Annotated in this window: 18 protein-coding genes; 10 read left to right on the top strand and 8 right to left on the bottom strand. The window is 71.5% G+C overall.

Annotated features, from left to right (window positions below; translation table 11 throughout):
- The first annotated feature begins 27 nt into the window (after window positions 1–27).
- The 5 genes from ABZ215_RS29585 (at window position 28) to ABZ215_RS29605 (ending at window position 6,081) form a co-directional block, all read left to right on the top strand.
- Complete coding sequence (locus ABZ215_RS29585; protein ID WP_354953255.1) at window positions 28–858, top strand: hypothetical protein; 831 nt, start codon at window positions 28–30, stop codon at window positions 856–858.
- A 56-nt stretch (window positions 859–914) separates the two neighbouring features.
- Window positions 915–1,892 (top strand): hypothetical protein, encoded by a 978-nt coding sequence (locus tag ABZ215_RS29590; RefSeq protein WP_237337371.1) that lies wholly within the window; start codon window positions 915–917, stop codon window positions 1,890–1,892.
- A 40-nt stretch (window positions 1,893–1,932) separates the two neighbouring features.
- Window positions 1,933–2,370, top strand: a complete 438-nt coding sequence (locus ABZ215_RS29595; protein ID WP_020420772.1) for a MarR family transcriptional regulator — start codon at window positions 1,933–1,935, stop codon at window positions 2,368–2,370.
- A 61-nt stretch (window positions 2,371–2,431) separates the two neighbouring features.
- Window positions 2,432–3,769, top strand: a complete 1,338-nt coding sequence (locus ABZ215_RS29600) for an MFS transporter (protein WP_354953272.1) — start codon at window positions 2,432–2,434, stop codon at window positions 3,767–3,769.
- Between the two features lie 5 nt (window positions 3,770–3,774).
- On the top strand, window positions 3,775–6,081 hold the full coding sequence (locus ABZ215_RS29605; RefSeq protein WP_354953257.1) for an FdhF/YdeP family oxidoreductase: 2,307 nt from the start codon (window positions 3,775–3,777) through the stop codon (window positions 6,079–6,081).
- A 333-nt stretch (window positions 6,082–6,414) separates the two neighbouring features.
- Here the strand turns inward: ABZ215_RS29605 and ABZ215_RS29610 are convergent, their stop codons facing one another.
- Together ABZ215_RS29610 and ABZ215_RS29615 are read right to left on the bottom strand one after the other, a co-directional pair.
- Window positions 6,415–6,912, bottom strand: coding sequence for a VOC family protein (locus ABZ215_RS29610; RefSeq protein ID WP_354953259.1), 498 nt, complete (start codon window positions 6,910–6,912; stop codon window positions 6,415–6,417).
- 70 nt (window positions 6,913–6,982) lie between these two features.
- On the bottom strand, window positions 6,983–7,540 hold the full coding sequence (locus ABZ215_RS29615) for a YceI family protein (RefSeq protein ID WP_020420768.1): 558 nt from the start codon (window positions 7,538–7,540) through the stop codon (window positions 6,983–6,985).
- 94 nt (window positions 7,541–7,634) lie between these two features.
- Here ABZ215_RS29615 and ABZ215_RS29620 point away from each other — a divergent pair, with 94 nt between their 5' ends.
- Window positions 7,635–8,108: a MarR family transcriptional regulator gene (locus ABZ215_RS29620; RefSeq protein WP_020420767.1), complete on the top strand. Its 474-nt coding sequence runs from the start codon at window positions 7,635–7,637 to the stop codon at window positions 8,106–8,108.
- On the opposite strand, the gene ABZ215_RS29625 is transcribed toward ABZ215_RS29620, so the two are convergent.
- Both ABZ215_RS29625 and ABZ215_RS29630 read right to left on the bottom strand, forming a co-directional pair.
- Window positions 8,093–8,848, bottom strand: coding sequence for an SDR family oxidoreductase (locus tag ABZ215_RS29625; protein ID WP_354953262.1), 756 nt, complete (start codon window positions 8,846–8,848; stop codon window positions 8,093–8,095). The genes ABZ215_RS29620 and ABZ215_RS29625 overlap by 16 nt on opposite strands.
- A complete protein-coding gene (locus tag ABZ215_RS29630; protein WP_020420765.1) occupies window positions 8,845–9,264 on the bottom strand; it encodes a VOC family protein in 420 nt (139 codons plus the stop codon). The genes ABZ215_RS29625 and ABZ215_RS29630 overlap by 4 nt, the downstream gene beginning before the upstream one ends.
- A 66-nt stretch (window positions 9,265–9,330) precedes the next feature.
- On the opposite strand from ABZ215_RS29630, the gene ABZ215_RS29635 reads away from it, so the two are divergent.
- On the top strand, window positions 9,331–9,999 hold the full coding sequence (locus ABZ215_RS29635; protein WP_354953264.1) for a GntR family transcriptional regulator: 669 nt from the start codon (window positions 9,331–9,333) through the stop codon (window positions 9,997–9,999).
- 71 nt (window positions 10,000–10,070) lie between these two features.
- Here the strand turns inward: ABZ215_RS29635 and ABZ215_RS29640 are convergent, their stop codons facing one another.
- Window positions 10,071–10,487: a MarR family transcriptional regulator gene (locus tag ABZ215_RS29640; protein ID WP_354953266.1), complete on the bottom strand. Its 417-nt coding sequence runs from the start codon at window positions 10,485–10,487 to the stop codon at window positions 10,071–10,073.
- 69 nt (window positions 10,488–10,556) lie between these two features.
- On the opposite strand from ABZ215_RS29640, the gene ABZ215_RS29645 reads away from it, so the two are divergent.
- Window positions 10,557–11,291 carry a glucose 1-dehydrogenase gene (locus tag ABZ215_RS29645; protein ID WP_354953268.1) on the top strand — a complete coding sequence of 245 codons (735 nt, stop codon included), beginning with the start codon at window positions 10,557–10,559 and terminating at the stop codon, window positions 11,289–11,291.
- Here the strand turns inward: ABZ215_RS29645 and ABZ215_RS29650 are convergent.
- Both ABZ215_RS29650 and ABZ215_RS29655 read right to left on the bottom strand, forming a co-directional pair.
- A complete protein-coding gene (locus ABZ215_RS29650; protein WP_272884099.1) occupies window positions 11,288–11,422 on the bottom strand; it encodes a hypothetical protein in 135 nt (44 codons plus the stop codon). The two genes, ABZ215_RS29645 and ABZ215_RS29650, sit on opposite strands and share 4 nt — an antisense overlap.
- Window positions 11,419–12,777, bottom strand: a complete 1,359-nt coding sequence (locus ABZ215_RS29655) for an OFA family MFS transporter (protein WP_237340241.1) — start codon at window positions 12,775–12,777, stop codon at window positions 11,419–11,421. The genes ABZ215_RS29650 and ABZ215_RS29655 overlap by 4 nt, the downstream gene beginning before the upstream one ends.
- 99 nt (window positions 12,778–12,876) lie before the next feature.
- On the opposite strand from ABZ215_RS29655, the gene fdhD reads away from it, so the two are divergent.
- Window positions 12,877–13,713 carry a formate dehydrogenase accessory sulfurtransferase FdhD gene (fdhD, locus tag ABZ215_RS29660; protein ID WP_237340242.1) on the top strand — a complete coding sequence of 279 codons (837 nt, stop codon included), beginning with the start codon at window positions 12,877–12,879 and terminating at the stop codon, window positions 13,711–13,713.
- A 3-nt stretch (window positions 13,714–13,716) separates the two neighbouring features.
- On the opposite strand, the gene ABZ215_RS29665 is transcribed toward fdhD, so the two are convergent.
- The gene (locus tag ABZ215_RS29665; RefSeq protein WP_020420758.1) at window positions 13,717–14,619 is read right to left on the bottom strand and encodes an LLM class flavin-dependent oxidoreductase; all 903 of its coding nucleotides are present in this window, start codon (window positions 14,617–14,619) and stop codon (window positions 13,717–13,719) included.
- A 73-nt stretch (window positions 14,620–14,692) separates the two neighbouring features.
- Between ABZ215_RS29665 and ABZ215_RS29670 the strand changes: the two genes are divergently transcribed.
- Window positions 14,693–15,625 carry an alpha/beta hydrolase-fold protein gene (locus tag ABZ215_RS29670; RefSeq protein WP_237340244.1) on the top strand — a complete coding sequence of 311 codons (933 nt, stop codon included), beginning with the start codon at window positions 14,693–14,695 and terminating at the stop codon, window positions 15,623–15,625.
- The last annotated feature ends 143 nt before the right edge of the window (window positions 15,626–15,768 follow it).

Here is a 15,768-nt window from a genome sequence, read left to right on the forward strand (position 1 = left end):
TCTCCGGCGAGGCGCGATGGGTCCGAAGTGGACGGCTACGAGCACATCCCCGGCCCCGCGGAGCGGGCACCCTGGCGGCTGATGTCGGCCCTGGTGACGGCGGCCACACTGGCCCTCGCCGGCGTGGCGGCGCTGGTGGTGGCGCCGGCGACCCGGCCGATGGCGGTGCTGTCCGCGGCCAGGGCCGCCGGCCTGCCTGCCGCGTTGCCGGTCGCGGTGCCGGTCGACCTCGCCGCACCCTTCGCCCCCACGCCCGCGGCGGCGTGGCCGGACGGCATCGACGGGCTGCGCCTGCCCGCCGCGAGCCCGGTCGGCGACTTCTCCGCCGCCGAGGTCGCCGCGGCCGCCGAGCAGGTCAGGCAGCTGACCGCGGCGCTCAACGTCGATCGCGAGGTGATCGAGCAGCGCCGGTTCGAGCGGTTCCTCGGCCTCCTGTCCCCCAGGGCGCGCGAGACCGCGGAGCCGGCCGTGCTGGCGCGCACCGAGAACTTCCCGGTGTACCTGGCCGTCATCGCCGACGGCTACCGGCTGCTGCCCGCGGGCCCGAAGACGGACGGGACCATGTCGGTGGGCCCGGGCGCCAGCCGGGCGGAGCTGACCGTGCGGGTGGACCTGCGCGTCGCGTACGCCTTCGACCCGGCGGGCGCGCCGGTGTTCGACCCCGCCGAGCTGGTCGTGCTGCGCACGTTCCAGCTCGATTTCGTGGTGCGCAGGTCGCCGCCGTTCAAGGCCGCCACCGCGGGGATCGATTTCCTGGGCGGCCAGACCTACCTCGAAGGCGGCGCCTGCCGGTACGCCCGAGTGAGCCTCGTCGCACCGTTGTTTGCGGATCGGTCTCAGGACGCCTGCACCCCGTAACGCTCGCCCCCCGGTGTCGATCAGAAGGCGAGATCGAACCGGAAGGCAGGTCCGAAGTGGACGACTACGACATCGCGGAGCACCCGGATCTGCGGGACCCCGACTGGCAGCGGCGCGCGGCGAAGCAGGCGCGGGCCGGCCTGCGCCGCGAGCGCCGGACGGGCAAGCGGCTCGCCTGGACCGGCGTGTCGCTGGTCGTCGTGGCCGGGGCGGTGTTCGGGCTCGTCCAGTGGGGCCGCTCGACGTCCGCCCACTACGACGGCAGCGCTCCCCCACCGGCCGAGATGCGCCCGACCGCGCCGAGCGTGCTGCCGGACATCGCGCGCGTGAACCTGGAGCGCCCGTTCGACGGCACCCCAGCCGAAACCTGGGGCGAGTCGGTGGACGGGCTGCTGGCGCCCCCGCCCGGCCCGGTCGGCGGGTTCTCCGCCGGCGAGGTCGCGGCGGCGGTCGGCCAGGTGCGGGAGGTCATCCGGGTCGGCAGGCTCGACCGGCGCACCATCGAGGGCCACGACGGATCGCTGCTGCTGAACCTGCTGGCCCCGAACGCCCGGCGGGAGTTCGCCAAGTCGATCAACGACCGGACGGACGACTTCCGGTCCGTGGTCAGCTTCGCCGAGGACGGCTACCGGCTGCTCCCGGCGGGCCCGCGGATCACGGGCACCATCACCGCCACTCCGGGAGACGACGCGAACAGGCTCGCCCTGCACGCGGACTACTCGGTCGCCTACGCGTTCGACCCCGGCACCTACGCGCCGATCCTGAGCCCCGCCGACATCGACGTGTTCCTCCGCTACGAGGTGGACTTCGAACTGACCCGGGGCGCCTCGTTCCAGAAGAACGACCGCGGCCTGTGGGTGACGATGACCCAGGGGGTCATCTACTCGATGGCCTGCGAGCCGTCGAAGCGGGGCTACCTCGCACCGGCCTACAGCGAGCCCCGTCCCGTCACGCAGGACACCTCGGGCTTCGACGAGGCGGCGATGTACGACGTGACCAAGCCGATGCCGGAGTTCACCGGCGGCTGCGAGTAGCCACTTCGACAGCCCAGACTCAACAGTCTAGACTGTCTATATGACCCGGGTGCCGAACGACGCGGCGCGCCTCGCCGGTGCGGTGCGCGCCGTCGTCGGGCAGTTGCACCGCCGGCTGCGCCAGGTGGACAACGCGGGCGTCCTGACGCCCTCGCAGTCGGCCGTGCTCGCGCGGCTGCACCGGGACGGCCCGGCCACCCAGGCGCAGCTCGCGGCGGCCGAGCACGTCCGGCAGCAGTCCATGGCGGCCACGCTGGGCGCGCTGGACGAGCTGGGCTACCTCAGCCGCACCCGCGACCCGCGTGACGGGCGCCGCGTGCTCGTCGCCCTGTCGGACCTGGGCGAGAAGACCGTGCGGGGCGTGCACCAGCACCGCGAGGAGTGGCTGGCGCGCGCCCTGACCGACGACCTCACCGCCGAGGAGCGCCGCAAGATCGACGAAGCGCTGCCCCTGCTCGCGAAGCTGGCGCAGCGATGAGGAAGTGGTGACCACGTCCCAGCGGACGACACAGCTCACGCGAACCGCCTACCCGCCGCGCATGGTCCTGCCCCTGGTGGCCAGCGCGGTGCTCAACCCGATCAACTCCACCCTGATCGCCGTGGCGCTGGTGCCCATCGGTCAGGCGTTCGGCGCCGGGCCGGGGGAAACGGCCTGGCTGATCACCTCGCTGTACCTGGCCACGGCCGTCGGGCAACCCGTCGTCGGGCTGTTCGTCGACCGGTTCGGCGCGCGGCGTGTGCTGCTGGCCGGTTCGGTGACCGTGTTCGCCGCAGGCGTCGGCGGCCTGCTCGCGTTCTCGCTGGGCTGGCTGGTCGCGGTCCGGGTCGTGCTCGGCATCGGCACCTGCGCCGGCTTCCCCGCCGCGATGGCGGTGCTGCGCAAACGCGCCGACGCCACCGGCGGCGGCGTGCCGAGCCGCATCCTGTCGGTCCTCGCGATGTCGTCGCAGACCGTCATGGTCATCGGCCCGACGCTGGGCGGCGCGCTGATCGGACTGGCCGGCTGGCCGGCGATCTTCGCGGTCAACATCCCGCTCGCCGCGGTCGCGTTCGTGCTCGCGCTCGTCTGGGTGCCCAAGGACCCGCCGCGCACCGGCCGGCGCGAGCCGATCGACGTCGCCGGCATCGCCCTGTTCTCCGCGACCCTGCTCGCGGTGCTGCTCTACGTGATGGCGCCCGCGGTGTCCGACCTGTACCTGCTCGGCGTCGCGCTGGTGCTGGGCGCCCTGTTCGTCCGGGTCGAGCTGCACGCCGAGCGCCCGTTCGTCGACCTGCGGATGCTGGCGGGCAACCGCCCGCTCCTGCGCACCTACCTGCGCCAGGCGCTGGCGTTCCTCATCGTCTACTCGATCATGTTCGGCTACGTCCAGTGGCTCGAATCCGCGCGCGGGCTCACCGAATCGACGGCGGGCGCGCTGCTGACCCCGATGTCGGTGGCCGCCGTGCTGGCCGCGGCGTCGGCCGGCAAGCCGACACGGCTCAAGGGGCGGCTGGTCGTCAACTCGCTGGCGCTGCTCGCCGGGTCGGTGCTGCTGCTGTTCGTGCACGACAGCACGTGGATCGGCGCGCTGGTGGTACTCGCCGCGGTGTTCGGACTGGGCCAGGGCCTGACGAGCGTGACCAACCAGACCGTCCTCTACGGCCAGGTGCCGCCGGAGGTGATGGGCACCGCGAGCGGCCTGTTCCGCACGGCGCAGTACCTCGGCGCGATCGGGTCGTCGACGCTGATCGCGCTGTGCTTCGGCGACCGGGCCACCTCGCACGGCCTGCACGAACTGGCCGCGGCGCTCATCGTGATCGGCGCCGTGCTGTTCACGGTCACGGTGACCGACCGGAAACTCGGTACTCGCGCGAAGGCGGGCGCTGACGCAAGATAGGGGACGTGACACGCAACGCTCCCCGCGCCGACATCGACGAAGCCGCCCTCGAAGTGCACAAGCCCAAGGAGTGGGCGGCGGGCATCCCGGGAGTGGCGGTGTCACTCCTGCGCGGTGTCGAGCAGATGGGCGCCGGCCGCACGGTGAAGACCCTCCGCCTGCTCAACCAGCGCGACGGCTTCGACTGCCCCGGCTGCGCCTGGCCCGAACCGCGCGCGGAGGACGGTGAGCACCGCAAGCTCGCCGAGTTCTGCGAGAACGGCGCGAAGGCGGTCGCCGAGGAGGCCACGAAACGGCGCGTCGGGCGGGAGTTCTTCGCCCAGCACCCGGTCGAGGAGCTGCACGGCCGCACCGACTACTGGCTCGGGCAGCAGGGCAGGCTCACCGAGCCGGTGGTGCTGCGCGAGGGCGGCACGCACTACGAGCCGATCGCCTGGGACGAGGCGTTCCGGCTGATCGCGGGCAAGCTCAAGGAGCTGGACAGCCCGGACGAGGCGATCTTCTACACCTCCGGCCGCACCAGCAACGAGGCCGCGTTCCTGTACCAGCTGCTGGTGCGCTCGTTCGGCACGAACAACCTGCCGGATTGCAGCAACATGTGCCACGAGTCCTCCGGCGCGGCGCTGTCGGAGGCCTACGGCATCGGCAAGGGCTCGGTCAGCCTCGCCGACATCCACCACGCCGACCTGATCGTCGTCGTCGGCCAGAACCCGGGCACCAACCACCCGCGCATGCTGTCCGCGCTCGAAGAGGCCAAGGGCCGCGGCGCGAAGGTGATCGCGGTGAACCCGCTGCCCGAAGCCGGGCTGATGCGGTTCAAGAACCCGCAGAACCCGCGCGGCGTCGTCGGCAAGGGCACGCCGCTGGCCGACGAGTTCGCGCAGATCCGGCTGGGCGGCGACCTCGCGTTGTTCCAGGCGATCGGGCACCTGCTGCTGTCGTGGGAGGAGGCCGCGCCGGGCACGATCGTGGACCGCGAGTTCGTCGAGTCCTCGACGCACGGCTTCGACGACTGGGCCAAGAACCTGAGCGAGATCGACTGGGCGGCGATCGACGAGGCCACCGGCCTGGACCGCGCCCAGATCGAGCGGATGGCGCGGATGATCGCGGCGTCCGAGCGCACCGTGTACTGCTGGGCCATGGGTGTCACGCAGCACCGGCACGCGGTCGCGACGATCCAGGAGATCAGCAACCTGGCGTTCGCGCGCGGCATGATCGGCAAGCCGGGCGCGGGCCTGTGCCCTGTGCGCGGGCACTCCAACGTGCAGGGCGACCGCACGATGGGTGTCTGGGAGAAGATGCCCGAGTCGTTCCTGAGCCGGCTGGAGGACGAGTTCGGCATCCCGGTGCCGCGCAAGCACGGGCTCGACACCGTGGACTCGATCCGCGCGATGCGCGACGGGCGCGGCAAGGTGTTCATCGGCATGGGCGGCAACTTCGCCGCCGCCACCCCGGATTCCGGGCTGACCGAGCGCGCGCTCCGGTCGTGCGAGCTGACCGTGCACGTGTCGACGAAGCTGAACCGGTCGCACGTGGTGCCCGGCCGGACCGCGCTGATCCTGCCCACGCTGGGCCGCACCGAGCGGGACACGCAGGCCGCGGGCGAGCAGTTCGTCACGGTCGAGGACTCGATGTCGTGCGTGCACGTCTCGCGCGGGCGGCTGAAGCCGGCGAGCGAGCACCTGCTGTCCGAGGTGGCGATCATCTGCCGGCTCGCGACCGAGCTGTTCGGCGCCGACCACGCCGTGCCGTGGCGGGACTTCGAGGGGAACTACGACCTGATCCGCGACCGGATCGCGCAGGTCGTGCCGGGTTGCGAGGACTACAACGCGAAGGTGCGGCAGCCGGACGGGTTCGTCCTGCCGCACCCGCCGCGCGACTCGCGGTCGTTCCGCACCTCGACGGGCAAGGCGAACTTCACGACCAGCGAGCTGGAGTTCCCGCGCGTGCCCGCGGGCCGGCTGCTGCTGCAGACGCTGCGCAGCCACGACCAGTACAACACCACGATCTACGGCCTGTCCGACCGCTACCGCGGCATCGAGGACGCGCGCCGGGTGGTGCTGGTCAACGCGGACGACCTGGCGGAGCTGGGCTTCGCCGACGGCCGGCTGGTCGACCTGGTGTCCGAGTGGGAGGACGGCAGCGAGCGGCGGGCGGAGCACTTCCGGGTCGTGGCGTACCCGACGGCCCGCGGCTGCGCGGCGGCCTACTTCCCGGAGGCCAACGCGCTGGTCCCGCTGGACTCGGTGGCGAAGAAGTCCAACACACCGGTCTCGAAGGCGATCGTGATCCGCCTGGAGCCCGCGTCCTGACCCGGGTCGATCGACCAGGTCGAGTGCCGAACAGAGCGGTGGTCGAGGCCGCGTGGCCACTCGACACGCTCAGCCACATGCTCGGCCGGGAGACGAGCACCCACTGCCAGGTGGCGGCCTCCCGACAACCCGCGGGTGCGCGTCGGCCCACTTGGCGGATGCCAACGCGCTTGTCCCGCTGGACTCGGTGACGATCGCTCCGCTTCAATGAGGACGCGGAGTGGCGCACCCGGCGGGCGCTGCGACGGCCGTAGCCCACTTCCTGGCGCCACGACCTTGGACACCGCCCGCTGGCATCGCGCCGTCGTCGGGGGCGCCGCGTTGCCGGGTGTCCTAGAGGACGGTGTTGCCGTACATCTCGCCGAGCGGGTCGGCGATGAGCTCGATGCGGGCGCCGTCGGGGTCGCGGAAGTAGACCGAGACGTCGCTGTGCACCGCGTGCTCCACGCCGGCCTCGGCGAGCTTGCCGACCAGCCGCTGCCACCGCTCGGGGTCGACCGAGATGGCGATGTGGTGCAGCCCGCCGAGCACCTCGGCGTACGGGCCCACGTCCAGGCCAGGAAAGTCGAAGAACGCGAGCAGGTTGCCGTTGCCGATGTCGAAGAAGAAGTGCGACGACCCGGGGTAGTCGCGGTTCTCGATCAGCTCGGTCAGCGGGAACTCCAGGACGTCCTGGTAAAAGCGGACGGTCCGCTCGACGTCGCTGCTGATCAGCGCCGTGTGGTGGAGGCCGCGGGCGGACGAGGCGGGCCGCTCCCCCGCGGGCTTGAGGTGTGCGTCGCGGATTCGGTCGCGCTCCTGGCGGACCGCGTCGAGGTCGACGGAGGTCATGGCTGGCGTTCCTTTCCGGTGGCGGAGGTGGTGTGCCCGGCGTACCCGCCGGGCACCACCGGCATCCGCGTCAGGCGGCCTTGATCGCGGAGACCTCGAACTCGAGGGTGACCTTGTCGCTCACCAGGACGCCGCCGGTCTCCAGCGCCGCGTTCCAGGTGACCCCGAAGTCCTTGCGGTTGATGGTGGTCTTGCCCTCGAAGCCGACCCGGGTGTTGCCGAACGGGTCCTGGGCGGTGCCCTCGAACTCGAACGGGACGGTGACGGACTTCGTGATGCCCTTGATCGTCAGGTCGCCGGTGACGTCGAAGCTCGCGTCGCCGGTCTGCTGGATCGAGGTGGAGACGAAGGTGATCTCCGGGTGCTCGTCCATCGACAGGAAGTCGTTGCTGCGCAGGTGGGCGTCGCGGTCGGCGTTGCGGGTGTCGATGCTGTTCGCCTTGATGGCGACCGTCACCGACGACTTGGCCGGGTCGTCACCGTCGATGTGGGCGGTGCCGGTGAACTCGTTGAACGCGCCGCGCACCTTGGTGACCATCGCGTGGCGGGCGACGAAGCCGATCCGGGTGTGGGTCGGGTCCAGGGTGTACTCGCCGGTCAGGTTCGCGTAGCTGGTCTGGGTGGTCATTTCGGGTTCCTCCCGTGAAGGTCTGGTTGATGTGTCATCGACACAGTGGCACAACTTGGATGACGCGTCAACTATTCCCGCTATACTCGATGGCATGACCCGATGGCTCGATGACGGTGAACAGCAGGCGTGGCGCGCGTACGTGAAGATGCAGAGCCACCTCAACGCCGCGCTGGGCCGCCGGATGCAGGCGGACTCCCAGCTGTCGCTGCCCGATTTCGAGGTGCTCGTCCAGCTCACGGACACGCCGGAGGGCCGGGTGCGGGTGTTCGAGCTGGCCAGGGCGCTGGACTGGGAGAAGAGCCGGCTGTCGCACCACCTGCGGCGCATGCAGAAGCGCGGGCTGGTGGCCCGCGAGGAGTGCCCGGACGACGCGCGCGGCGCGTTCATCGTGCTGACGCGCGAGGGCCGGGAGGCGATCGAGCAGGCCGCGCCGCACCACGTCGACACGGTGCGCGAGCTGGTGTTCGACGTGCTCACGCGGGACCAGGTGGACGCCCTCCGGGCGATCTCCGAGCAGATCCTGCGCGTGGTCCGCCCGGAGGACTGTCCTCAGGACCGCAGGTAGGAGGCGCCGTTGAGGTCGAGGATGGCGCCGGAGGCCCACTCGGCCTCGGCGGAGGCGAGGTAGACCACCGCGGCGGCGATCTCCGGCGGCTCCGCGACCCGGCCGAACGGGGACTGGGCCCGCAGCGCGTCGCCCCTTTCGCCGCTCAGCCAGTCCGCGACCCGTTCGGTCGCGATGAACCCCGGCGCGACCGTGCTCACCGCGATGCCGTGCGGCGCGAGGTGCACCGCGAGCGACTGGCCCAGCGAGTGCAGCGCCGCCTTGGTCGCGCCGTACGCGGGGTGGTCCGGCTCGCCGCGGAAGGCGCCGCGCGAGCCGACGTTGACCACGCGCCCGCGCGCGCCGCGGTCGATCATGTGCCGGGCGACGCAGAACGTGACGTCGGCCGCGCCGAGGAGGTTCACCTCGACCGACTGCCGCCACACCTCCCGCCAGTGCTCGAAGGTCGTCTTGGCGAGCGGGTGCGCGGTCTCACTGGTGGTCACCACGGCGGCGTTGTTGACCAGGACGTCGACCCCGCCGAGGGCGGCTTCGGCAGCGTCGGCGATGCGCTGGGCCTCCCGGATGTCGCCCTGCACCAGGGCGTGGCCGTCGCCGGGCAGGGCCGCCAGGGTGGCTTCCGCCGCGGCCTGGTTGGAGTTGTAGTGCACCGCGACACGGTCGCCGCGCTCGGCGAAGGCCGTGGCGATCGCGCGGCCGAGGCCCGCCGACGCACCGGTGATGAGGACGCCGCGGCTCATTTCGCGAACAGCTGGGACTCGTCGCGGAAGGCCTTGAACTCCAGCGCGTTGCCGGCCGGGTCGTGCAGGAACATCGTCCACTGCTCCCCCGGCTCGCCCGCGAAGCGCTGGTAGGGCTCGATGACGAACTGTGTGCCGGCGTCCTTGAGACGGCCGGCGAGCTCGTGGAAGGCCTCGACGGTCAGGACCAGGCCGAAGTGCGGCACCGGGACGTCGTGGCCGTCGACCGGGTTGCGGCCCGCCTCGTTGCGCGCGCCCTCGACCACGTGGGTGACCACCTGGTGGCCGTGGAAGTTCCAGTCCACCCACTTGGTGTCGGAGCGGCCTTCGGACAGCCCGAGCACCCCGCCGTAGAACTCCCGGGCACGGCCGAGGTCGTCGACCGGGATCGCGAGGTGGAACGCGGGGCGGGTCATGGTGCCTCCTTCATCGTCGGTGGCTCTAGCTTGACCCGGCCGATGTCGTAATGTCAACATTAGGACATGCAGCCCGCCCGGCGGCGTGGTCTGGCCGAAGAGGCCGCCGACCGCATCCGCGACGAGATCCTGTCCGGCCGGTTCGCGCCCGGCAGCGCCCTGCGCGAGGTCGAGCTGGCCGGGTCGCTACAGGTCAGCCGCGGGTCGGTGCGCGAGGGGCTGGCGATCCTGGAGCGCGAGGGGCTGGTGCACAGCGAGTGGCACCGGGGCACGCGGATCATCGAGCTGAGCGAGACCGACATCACCGAGGTCTACGAGGTGCGCGCGGCGCTGGACCGGCTGGCGACGCTGACCGCGGCCAAGCGGGGCCGCGCCGGGCAGTTCGACGAGCTCGACCGGCTGGTGGCGGCGATGGACCGGGAGGCACGCGGCCCGGCGGACGGCGACCGGCTGGTGGCGCTGGACATCGAGTTCCACGACTGCGTGTACGCCATGGCGGGCAACGGCAGGCTGACCAGCGCGTGGGAAGCCGTGCGGTCGCAGGTGCACATGTTCCAGGCCCACCGGGTGCGGCTGTCGCACGAGCACTACCGCACGCGCGTGGTGGACGAGCACCGCGAGCTGGCGACGCTGCTGCGCGCGCGGCGGGTCGAGGGACTGGGCGACCTGGCGGAGGAACACGTGCGCTCGGCGAGCCGGGGATTGATCGAGAGCCTGCGCGAGCTGCACCACTGACGGGCGTTGGGCCAGACGCGCGCGGCGAGCCACTACATCACTGAGAAGTCCAGCTCAGGCTCGCCGGCGGCTCAGCGAGAGCTTGCCCGAACCGGCCCGCCGAGGACCTCGACCAGGCTCGCGTACCGGGCGCGTTCCTCGTCCGTCAGGGCACTGAACCGCTCCCCCACCAGTTCCGCGAACCGCTGCCGGATCCGTTCGCGCAGCTCCTTGCCCGCGGGGGTGAGCACGACGCGGCTGACGCGACGGTCCTTGGCGTCGGTCTCGCGCGCGAGCAGGCCGCGCTTCTCCAGCCGGTCGACGATCCCGGTCACGTTCGTCTTGTCGCAGCCCAGCAACGCCGCCAGCTCGCCGAACGACGGGCGCCGCGCCAGGCCGCACAGCACCTGGGTCTGCTGGCTGGTCAGGTCGAAGTCGCGGGCGATTCCCGCGTAGAGCACCGCCGCTTCGCGGTGCAGCGCGGCGACCGCCGCGGCCAAACCCTCCATGCCCCCAGCATAGTTGACATCCTCCACCAATTAGTCGAGTATCTCGATTATCGATCATCTGGAGGAACAGTGCTGACGGACAGGGTCGCCCTCGTGACGGGCGGATCGCGGGGCATCGGGCGGGGCATCGCCGAGCGGCTGGGCGCGGAGGGCGCCCGGGTGGTGGTCAACTACCGCACCGACGCGGACGCGGCGGCCAAGGTGGTCGGCACCATCGCAAACGCGGGCGGGCAGGCCGTGGCGGTCCAGGCCGACGTCGCGGACCCGGCGCAGGTCGTGGCGCTGTTCGACGCCGTCGAGTCGGCCTTCGGCGGTCTCGACATCCTGGTCGGCAACGCCGGGATCGCCCGGTTCGCCCCGCTCGCCGAGGCGAGCGACGAGGACTTCGAGCGGGTCTTCGCCACCAACACCCGCTCCACGTTCGTCGCCCTGCGCGAGGCCGCGAAGAGGCTGCGGGACGGCGGCCGGATCATCGTGATCTCCAGCGGCGCCACGGTCACCGCACGACCGGACAGCGGCGTGTACGCGGCCAGCAAGGCGGCTGCCGAGCAGCTCGTGCGCGCCGCGGCGAAGGAACTGGGGCCGCGCGGGATCACCGCCAACAGCGTGCTGCCCGGCGCCACCCGCAGCGACGCGCTCGAAGCGGGAATGAGCGCCGAACGCCTCGCGTCGACCACGGCCCAGACGCCGCTGGGGCGCCTCGGCGAGCCGTCGGACATCGCGTCGATCGTGGCGTTCCTCGCCTCCGCCGACGGCGGGTGGATCACCGGGCAGTCGATCCACGCCGGCGGCGGGCTGTTCTAGCCGCCGAACAGCTTGACGACCTTGAGGATCAGTTCGTAGAGGCCGTAGAGGAACGGCACGCCCACCCACAGCCAGGCCAGCGTCATCAACCAGACCCGGCGGCGCGCGGGGGCCTGCTCCGGCGTGCTCATTTCGCCTCCTCGCGCGCGGCGTCCGCGCTCTCCGGTTCGTGGTACTTCGCGCTCACCGGGCGCACCAGCTCGTTGGCGATGAACCCGATCACCAGCAGCGCGATCATGATGTAGAACGACGTGGTGTAGAGGTCCGGGCCCTGCTTGCCCGCGCGCTTCTGGCTGTCGGCGATCGCGTTGACGATCAGCGGGCCGAGCACACCGGCGGCCGACCACGCGGTCAGCAGACGGCCGTGGATCGCGCCGACCTGGTAGGTGCCGAACATGTCCTTCAGGTACGCCGGGATCGTGGCGAAACCCGCGCCGTAGAAGGACAGGATCACCATCGCCGCGAGGATGAAGACCACTTTGGACGAGTTGCCGACGAGCGCGATCACCAGGTACAGCAGCGCGCCGACCCCGAGGTACATGCGGTAGATGTTCTTCCGGCCGATGAAGTCCGAAGTGGACGACCAGACGAACCGGCCGAGCATGTTGGTCAGCGACAGCAGCGCCACGAACCCGGCCGCCGCGGTCGCGCCGACCGGGACCGAGGTGCCGCGGAAGAAGTCGGTGATCATCGGCGACGCCTTCTCCAGGATGCCGATGCCCGCGGTCACGTTGAAGCACAGCACGACCCACAGGCACCAGAACTGGGGCGTCTTGATGGCGTTGGCGGCCGACACGTTCGCCGTGGTGATCATCGACCGGGCCTTCGCGGCCGCCGGCTCCCAGCCCTTCGGCTTCCAGCCCTCGGCGGGCACCCGCACCAGGAACACCCCGAGCGACATGAACACCGCGTAGACGACGCCGTGGATCAGGAACGAGGTGCCGATGCCGCTGGGTGTCGACCCGAACGACTCGAGCATCTGGCTCGACCACGGCGAGGCGATCAGCGCCCCGCCGCCGAAGCCCATGATCGCGATGCCGGTCGCCATGCCCGGCCGGTCCGGGAACCACTTGATCAGCGTCGACACCGGCGAGATGTAGCCGATGCCGAGCCCGACGCCGCCGATGAGGCCGTAGCCGAGCACCACCAGCCAGTACTGGGAGGTGAACGCGCCGAGCGCGGACACTACAAACCCGGTGGAGAAGCAGGTCATCGACACGAACATCGCCCACCGCGGCCCGTTGCGCTCGACCAGGGTGCCGCCGAAGGCCGCGGACAGCCCGAGCATGACGATGCCGAGCTGGAACGGCAGCGCGCTCAGCGTGCCGGACAGGCCCAGCGCCTTCTCCAGCGGCGGTTTGAACACACTCCACGCGTACGCCTGGCCGATCGCGAGGTGCACCGACAGGGCCGCCGGCGGGATCAGCCACCGGCTCCAGTCCGGAGGCGCGATGCTGTGCGAACGGTCGAGGAATGTGACGGCCACGGCGGGCTCCCCTACGCTGGTGATTGAGCCTGCAATTTCTTACTAGATGTACGACGGCACGGCAAGGTCTTGTCGTCGATGAGCGGAATGGAGTGCCCGATGGGGCGCGTGACGGTGCGACGACCGGTGCGGAAGCTGACCGAGGGCGGGCAGACGCGGCGCGCCGACCTGCTGGCGGCCGAAGAGCCGCTGGAGCTGCGGGTCGGCGGCAAGTCCCTGGCCGTCACCATGCGCACGCCCGGGCACGACGTCGAGCTGGCGCACGGCTTCCTGCTGTCCGAGGGTGTCATCGCGTCGAAAGACGACGTGTTCACGGCCCGGTACTGCGACGGCGTCGACGACCAGGGGCGCAACACCTACAACGTCCTGGACCTCACCCTGGCCGAGGGCGTGGCGCCGCCGGAGACGGGTGTGGAGCGCAACTTCTACACGACGTCCTCGTGCGGCGTGTGCGGCAAGGCGGCGCTCGACGCGGTGAAGCTCAAGACCCGCTTCGCGCCCGGGGAGTCGACTTTCGCCGTGAGCACGGAGGTGCTCGCGGGGCTCCCGGACACGCTGCGCAAGCAGCAACGCGTGTTCGCCAGCACGGGCGGCCTGCACGCGGCCGGGTTGTTCCGGGCGGACGGGTCGCTGCTGGCCGTGCGGGAGGACGTGGGCAGGCACAACGCGGTCGACAAGGTGCTGGGCTGGGCGCTGCTGGAGGGCCGGGTGCCGCTGTCGGACTGCGGGCTGCTGGTGTCCGGGCGGGCGTCGTTCGAGCTGGTGCAGAAGGCCGCGATGGCCGGGGTCCCGTTCCTCGCGGCGGTGTCCGCGCCGTCGTCGCTGGCAGTGGAGCTGGCCGAGGAGAACGGCATGACGCTGGTCGGTTTCCTGCGCGGCACCAGCATGAACCTCTACACCGGCGACCAGCGCGTGCTGGAGCCGGCCGGGGTGTGAGCGTCAGATCCGGGGCATGACCTCGGCGGCGAGGCGTTCCATCTGCTCGGCCTGGTCGGCGAACGGGGTGAACAGGATCAGCTCGGCGCCCGCGGCGGCGACCTCCTGCACTCCGGCGACGCACTCGTCGGGCGTGCCGGCGACCGCGACCGCCTCCAGGCCGCGTTTGCCGTAGATCTCGGCGAGACCGTCGGCGGCGCGCCGGCGGGCGGCGTCCCCGTCGTCGTCGACGGCGATGTAGACGCGCTTGGCGACCTGGAAGTCGTCGCGCCCGGCTTCGGCCAGCACCTCGCGCAGTGTCTTGACCTGCTCGGCGAAGGCCGCGGTGGTCGAGGAGCCCGCGCCGAAGAACCCGTCTCCGTGCTTCACGGCCCGCTTGAGCGCGTTCGGGTGGCTGCCGCCGAACCACAGCGGCGGGCCGGGCTTCTGGAACGGCTTCGGCTGCATCGAGGCGCCATCGAGCTGCCAGAAGCGGCCGTCGAAGTCGACCACGTCCTCGGTCCACAGGGCCTTGACCAGGCGGATCCCCTCGGTGAACCGGGCGACGTGCGCCTCGCCGTCGAGGCCGAACGCGGCGAACGGCCGGTTGCGGCCGCCGCTGCCGACGCCGACCTCCAGGCGGCCGCGGCTGAGCTGGTCGAGCGTGGCGAGGCTCTTGGCCAGGTGCGCCGGGATGTGCAGCGGGGTGACGTACACCGCGCAGCCGAGGCGCAGGCGCTCGGTGCAGGCGAACGCGTACGCCATGGTCTCGTTCGCCGAGAGGTGCGGGGCGGTGCCGAGGACCTGCTCCTGGGTCCAGCCGCTTTCGAAGCCGAGCTCCTCGGCGCGCCGCACGTACGAGCGGAAGGCGGCGGGGTCGAACGTTCCGTCGGCCACGAACTGGGGAATGGAGATCGCGAACCGCATGGGCACGACATTAGTCCCGTCGGTGTATCGGTTGCGGAACTTCCCACGACATGGGTTACGGGACTGATGTTCAATGGCGCCGGGAGGCCAGGTGGACGAGGACGAAGCGACTGAACCGCGCAGGCGGCCCAGCCGCCGCTCGGTGCTGATCGCCGGCGCCTCGGGCCTGGGGATCGCCGCGGTCGCCGCGGGGACGGCGACCGGTGTGCTGCCGGTGAGCGAGGCGCTGCAGCGGGCGCTGGGTGTGGCGTCGTCGTCGCCCGCGTCGCAGATCGGGGTCGCGAAGGTCGAGCGGGTGTGGTCGCGGTACCGGAACCGGATGGTCGACCTGGTGATCCTGCTGCCGTCGAAGTCGCCGCCGCGGAACCTGCCGGTGTCGCTGCTGCTGCACGGCCTGCACGGGCGGGCGCGGACGGCGGCGCCGACCGGGACGCTCGCCGAGCTGGCCAGCCAGGTCGCCCGCAAGCGGGTCCAGCCGTACGGTTTCGTGGCGGTCGACGGCGGCGACAACTACTGGCACGAAAACGTGCCCGGCGACGATCCGATGGGCATGCTGCTGGAGGAGGTGCCGCAGTGGCTGCGGGAACGCGGCCTCGGCGGCGTGGACGGGGTGCCGTTCGCCTGCACCGGCATGTCGATGGGCGGTTTCGGGGCGCTGCTGTACGCCCGCCGCCGGGCGGAGCGCCGCCAGCCGGTGGGCGCGCTGGCCCTGCTGGCGCCGGCGCTCATGCTGTCGTGGACGGAGATGGCGAAGCGACGCGCCTTCCGCGACGAAGCCGACTGGGCCTCGATGGACCCGCTACGCCACCTGGAGGCGACGACGGGCATTCCGACCGCCCTGTGGTGCGGCACGGAAGACGCGTTCATCCACGGCGCCCGGCGCTTCATCGCGGCGGTGAAACCCGAAATCGGCTACACGGCACGAGGCAAGCACGGCGACTCGTTCAACCGCACCGTGGTGCCGAGCATGGTGAGCTTCCTAGGCCGCCACCACCCCGGCGCGTAGCGCAAAAGTCTTTGCACAAAACCCGAGCTGGGTGGTCATCCCGTCGCCTGGAACTGGACGATCACCTTGAGCCAGGGCCGCAGCCTCTGTGCTCACCGGCGGCCGAACATGCCAACCTTGCGGCCCTGGCTCAAGGTGATATG

Origin of the sequence: Amycolatopsis sp. NPDC006131, from assembly GCF_040614175.1 — a bacterium.
In the GTDB taxonomy this organism is placed as follows: Bacteria; Actinomycetota; Actinomycetes; order Mycobacteriales; family Pseudonocardiaceae; genus Amycolatopsis_E; species Amycolatopsis_E tucumanensis.